Here is a 5,417-nt window from a genome sequence, read left to right as displayed (position 1 = left end):
TATATCCTGAAGTTGGTTTTTGGGTGCCAACAGCTTTTAGGCAGGATGTGGCTAGGAGGTTTGTTCTCACTTATCAGTTATTAGGTAATCCAACTAACTCTGGTGCTCCAGATGCACCAAATTGGAATGATTTTTGGAATTCTTATTCCGATGGTCAATATCAAGCTGAATTTACTCCATTAATTATGGGGCCAATATCAGCCGGCATAACATTTTCGCAACAAGAATCATTTGTTGGCAACAGAAGTGACGGTAATTACCGTGATTCTGGTGCTTCAATTGGCTTTCAAGTTAAAAGTAGCTTGTCGCCAACAACAGGCTTTGCAATTGTAGGCCAAAATCAGGAACAGCTTTTGTGCGGCGGCGGTCCGAACGGAAGATATCCAGGTGCAAAGGATAATATTCAAGCCGATTTAGGTAGAAGTTATTTATTTATAGCTTCTCAATCAGTGCCGCTAGGTAATTGGTTTGGAGCTAAAACTCCAGCGATAGCTACACTAACTGCAGGAGCAGGTAATGGACGCTATAAATCCATAGATGATACCCGAAAAAATTGGGTGAACTATGGTAATTATGGCCCCATTGGTACATTGTCCTTGGCATTTAATCAGCGGATATCAATCTTTGCAGAATGGGCTGGTCAATATAACGGTATTGGAGCAAGTTTTAAACCCTTCGAGAGAATACCGGTTGTGGGAACTGTAATGTTGCGGGATTTCCAAGGTGCCCATCAAGGTATTGTTAATTGCCAAGGTGGCAACCCTGATAACTGTAGAACCACAATTGATAGCAGGATAACAATTAGTTTTTAGAGATTATTGGAGTTAATAATTTAATCATGTGTAATTCACACATGATTAAATGTGAGAAAGCATTGCATGCCGGCCCAGTCATTTCCCCTAAAGCGACTGCACAAATTTTCTTGATATTAGAAAAATGATCCACTAAGTATTGATTATTTGCGGAATCTGACCAAATTCATGTAGTGTATTTTTTCAGTAAGGCTTTAATTACTTTAGCTGTGTGTAGCCTTTTTCTCCTTAAAAAGCCTCCCTCTCTTTGCTTGTCATATCGATTAACTAGATCCCGGAGACTTAATCCATAGTCTTTATTAAAAGCCACATCAAGTTCTTTTACCAAAGGTTGATCTTCTGGTCCTTTTTGGGCAACCACTGCTACGTCTGGAGATACTCCAAAAAAAACATCTGACAAAGTGATTTTTCTATCAAATTGGTGCAAATCTTTCTCTTCTTGAAGGCGCAATACTTTGTACCTGTAGAATCCATGCTCTTGAAATAGAAATGTAAGAAATGCTACCGGAATAGGTCTTAAATGGCTTGGGTCTAGCCAGAAGCTTGAGCCGGCGACCTCAATATTTTCGGTATTTGGCATTTCTATAATTAGAATGCCTCCTGGCTTTAATGCCTTAAATGCATTTTCGATGAAACTTATTATTAATCCGCACTGTAGATGTTCTAATAAGTGGAAGGCGCTAATAATCGATTGACTTTCTTCTGGCAGATGTTTGATTTCCTCAAGTGCATTACCAATGTGAATGGGTAGATTGCTATCTTTAGACATATAAGGATTTTCGTCTACACCTGTGCAGTCAAAGCCGTATTGTCGCATCAGTTTGATCCACTCGCCCCTACCGCAGCCCGCGTCAAAAATGCTTCCGCCGGGATTGGTGGAAGCAATAGGTATAAAAAAATTCTCATACTGTTGTAGTCTTGCGGATATCAATTTTTCTGAACCTCTGAATTGATCTTCAAAAGCCCGATATAATTGGGAATCCATTTGGGAATGGTTGGTATTTCTATTATATTAGCATCCTGGCTCGTTATGAGTTTGCTCTGACTTGGGTTGAAAATTGATATTCGTGCTAGATTTGGGAATATTTATTGGCATGCTAATTGTGCGATGAGCCGAAATCTGTTGCTCTTTGATGCTACGGTTATCGCCGATGGACTTTTGGGCCTTCCCAGTGCTCGAACCGGAGTTTATCGCTACACTAAGTGTCTTTTGCAATCGATGGCAGCAGTAGGCCATGAATTTCCGTCTGAAGAATTAATTCCATTTCTGCCCGGTGGTGAACGACCTAATCGACTTGCCCTAAGCGCAGAGCTCTTGGAGATTCAGTCACCACAGTCTGTAGATTTCTGTGGCCCTTATCTTCCTCAAGTTTTTGTTAATACAATTCGAGCTCTCTTTGGAAAGAGGATTACATGTGGGATTGAGCGCCGCATTCAATTTGTTATTCTGTGGCAGAAACTGAATCGTTTGTTGCTTCCTGCTCGTACTGATTGTATTTATTTTACGCCACATGCGTTGACTCCAGCGCTATCAAGGTTTCGACGGCTTAAACGTGTAATTTGTATTCATGACTTGATTCCGGTTCTCTTTCCAGGGTATTGCCATGATTGGTCTATTAAGTTTTACTCCGAGCTAAGGTTGCAATTGCCTGATGTGGATGGAATTATCTGCGTCTCTGAGGCTACTCGTGATGATTTATTGCGCTGGTTGCCAGCCTTAAGCAGCAAGCCAATCGTAGTAATACCCCATGCCGCTGATGCCTGTTTTAGTTGTGAAACTAATTCTCGTGATCCCTCCATTCTTAGGGAGCTTGGCCTTTTAAGGCATTCATATATTCTTAGTGTAGGAACTCTTGAACCACGGAAGAATCTTGGGACTTTACTCACTGCCTATTCAAAATTATTTTTACGCTTAGGAGAGGCTGTACCTAAATTAGTGTTGTGCGGTCCTGCGGGCTGGGGTGATTTAGCCTTAGTGGAGAAAATTAAGAACTTGCAACTGGAAGGAAAGATAATATTCACTGGATTTGTAAGCAATCAGTTTTTAGCTACATTGTATAGAAATGCCACCTGTTTTGTTTTTCCAAGTGTATGTGAGGGATTTGGTTTGCCTGTGTTAGAAGCAATTAGTTCAGGTACGCCAGTTTTATCATCTAATCATCCTGCAATGGTAGAAGTACTTGGTGATGCAGCACTTTTCTTTAATCCTTTTAATTCAGACCTGCTATCAGTTCAGCTTGAAAGGATAATTTCAGATCAAGAACTCCAACAGAATCTACGCTTACTTGGTTTGGCTCGTGCCCAGCAGTTTTCCTGGCAGATTTCTGCACGTCGCACCATCAACTTTGCCAGGTCGCTGAGGAAGTTAGCTTCATGAGCCATCAGCTGGATGGTTGTCGGTTATTCATAGGGGCGCTTTGTCGAGATGCGGAGCCGCAGTTGCCTCGGTTCACGCTTTTCTTGCAAAGTCTTCTCCCATTGCTTACTACATTGAAAGTGGTGGTGGTTGAGAACGACTCAGTGGATGGTTCCTTTAGGTACCTATCTCATCTGCAAAAGCGTTTGCCAAGCAACCTGCTGCTAATTAATCCTGGTTCCCTTGATCAGAAATTCCCCGAACGGACAGATCGAATTGCCTTCTGTCGTAACTTACTGCTGGAGCAGTTTGATGCCTTGGCAGGAAGTGAGGCCTTTGATCTGGTTTTGATGCTAGATATTGCACCCGAAACTGCAGCCATTTCTGTACGTTGTATTAATAGAGCCCTAGAACTGGCCCCGCCGGATTGGAGTGCTCTTACCGCCAATCACGCAGCCTTCTATTACGACATTTGGGCATTACGCCATTCCCTTTGGTGTCCATTTGATGTGTCCAAGTTGTTTCATGAGCAAAGGAGTAGCCATGGGGAGGAATTCACACGGCGAGTGCTAATAGCCTCAAGGCAGATTCATCTTCCGGCCCATCTACCTCCAATTCCCGTTGATTCAGCTTTTGCTGGAGCAGGCCTATACCGGGCAAGCGTTCTTGATGGATGTACTTACGCCGGTCATGATGATCTGGGATTCCCAATCTGTGAACATGTCAAGTTTCACCAGTCAATGCGTGAACGTGGAGGAATGATATATTTGCAACCCTGCTTTGTTGTTTCTTGTCGCATTAGCCAGCATGCGTTATGGGGACTAGAGTGGATACGATTTAGTCTGATCTTTCAGTTGGCATTGATGCATTTGGTTTTTTTGTGGCGGCGAGTAGTTGGTGCAAGCCGTCGGCTAAGGCTAATGCTTGGGGGTTCTTATGATTAAAGCAGAATCTAAATCTACATTCTCAATTTATACGGCCATTCTGAATTTATTGTCTAGGCTCTCCGCTAAGAGAAGGACCCAGCTCTTGGGATTGGCCATGTTGATGACACTCACCAGTGTGCTTCAAGTGGTATTCATACTTTCAGTGATGCCCTTTCTTAATATATTGATTAATCCCGCTTCAATGTTGGCTGATTACCGCATTTTTGTTACGCATTTATTTAAGTTGCATTTTTTGGACACCCCTGAATCTCTCTTGTTATTAATCACAATACTTTTTGTTTCTGTGGCAATAGCATTGGGGGTAAGTCGCACAATCACTGCTTGGCTTAGCGGCCGTATGGCCGCAGCTATTGGCAACGATCTTAGTGATGAAGCTTTCTATCGCACTCTTCTGCAGCCCTACATAGTGCATTTAAACAGAAATACTAGCGAGGTGATGACTGGTATTGCACAGGTCAATGGAATTATCTCCGGAGTGCTTGCTCCCTGCCTGCAGTTGTTTGCCTCTGCCGTGATTTTTGGAGGAGCATTATTTTCGGTTCTTTTGGTTAGTTGGAAAGCCACATTTTCTGCGGTTATCTTGCTCGGTGGCTCCTATTTATTAATTGCTGCTCGCTTGCATAGGCCTTTGCAACGCAATGGCCAGATCTTAATGAAGGTGGCTGAACAGGAGCTGCGAGTGATGCAGGAAAGTCTTGGTGGTATTCGAGACATGTTGATTGATAACAGTCAGCTCATGCACAGGGAGCGCTATCGTTCACTTACAACCATTACCCGTCGAATTACTGCTGACACAGGTTTTCTACATTCGTTCCCCCGTTTTGTTGTTGAAGCCCTTGCTTACGCCCTAATCGGCATTGGTGGTTATGCGTTGGTAGGCCGTCAGGGAACCATTCTTACCAGCCTCCCCCTGCTAGGCGTTTTCGCTCTAGCGGCTCAATCTATTTTGCCAAATCTTCAGCAGATGTATTCCTGCTGGAGTTCCATTCGTGCAAGTGGTGCTTCCTTGCAGAGAGTTATGGATTTACTTTCACAGCCCATTGATATGAGTCTTTTGCCTATTTCTGTATCTAGTAATAGTCAACCTTTATTTCAGTGGCATCAGTCTATTAAGCTTAGAAATATTTCTTTTGCCTACAATAATTTTAATTCTCCAACCTTAAATAGTATTTGCCTTGAAATAGGCAAGGGGCAGAGGATTGGCTTGGTTGGCCCAACGGGCAGTGGTAAAACTACTCTTACAGATATTCTCATGGGTTTACTTACCCCTGTCAAGGGAACATTGTTGGTTGATGGTAGGGT

General features: G+C 43.0%; 5 protein-coding genes. 4 read left to right on the top strand and 1 reads right to left on the bottom strand.

Annotated elements, in window-relative coordinates:
• A partial coding sequence (locus KBY68_RS12260; protein ID WP_255097478.1) for a hypothetical protein occupies positions 1–812 on the top strand: 812 nt, incomplete at its 5' end.
• Positions 813–978: 166 nt separating this feature from the next.
• Here KBY68_RS12260 and KBY68_RS12255 read toward each other — a convergent pair.
• Complete coding sequence (locus tag KBY68_RS12255) at positions 979–1,797, bottom strand: class I SAM-dependent methyltransferase (RefSeq protein ID WP_255097477.1); 819 nt, start codon at positions 1,795–1,797, stop codon at positions 979–981.
• Between the two features lie 66 nt (positions 1,798–1,863).
• Here KBY68_RS12255 and KBY68_RS12250 point away from each other — a divergent pair, with 66 nt between their 5' ends.
• From KBY68_RS12250 to KBY68_RS12240, 3 genes are all read left to right on the top strand, one after another.
• Complete coding sequence (locus KBY68_RS12250; RefSeq protein WP_255097476.1) at positions 1,864–3,189, top strand: glycosyltransferase family 4 protein; 1,326 nt, start codon at positions 1,864–1,866, stop codon at positions 3,187–3,189.
• Entirely contained in the window at positions 3,186–4,112 is a 927-nt protein-coding gene (locus KBY68_RS12245; RefSeq protein WP_255097475.1) for a hypothetical protein, read from the top strand. The genes KBY68_RS12250 and KBY68_RS12245 overlap by 4 nt, the downstream gene beginning before the upstream one ends.
• A gap of 103 nt (positions 4,113–4,215) precedes the next feature.
• On the top strand, positions 4,216–5,417 hold a 1,202-nt coding region (locus KBY68_RS12240; protein WP_255097473.1), incomplete at its 3' end, for an ATP-binding cassette domain-containing protein.

The organism is Synechococcus lacustris Maggiore-St4-Slac (assembly GCF_024345595.1).
Classification (GTDB): Bacteria; Cyanobacteriota; Cyanobacteriia; order PCC-6307; family Cyanobiaceae; genus Synechococcus_D; species Synechococcus_D lacustris.
This window is presented reverse-complemented; position numbering and strand designations above follow the sequence as displayed.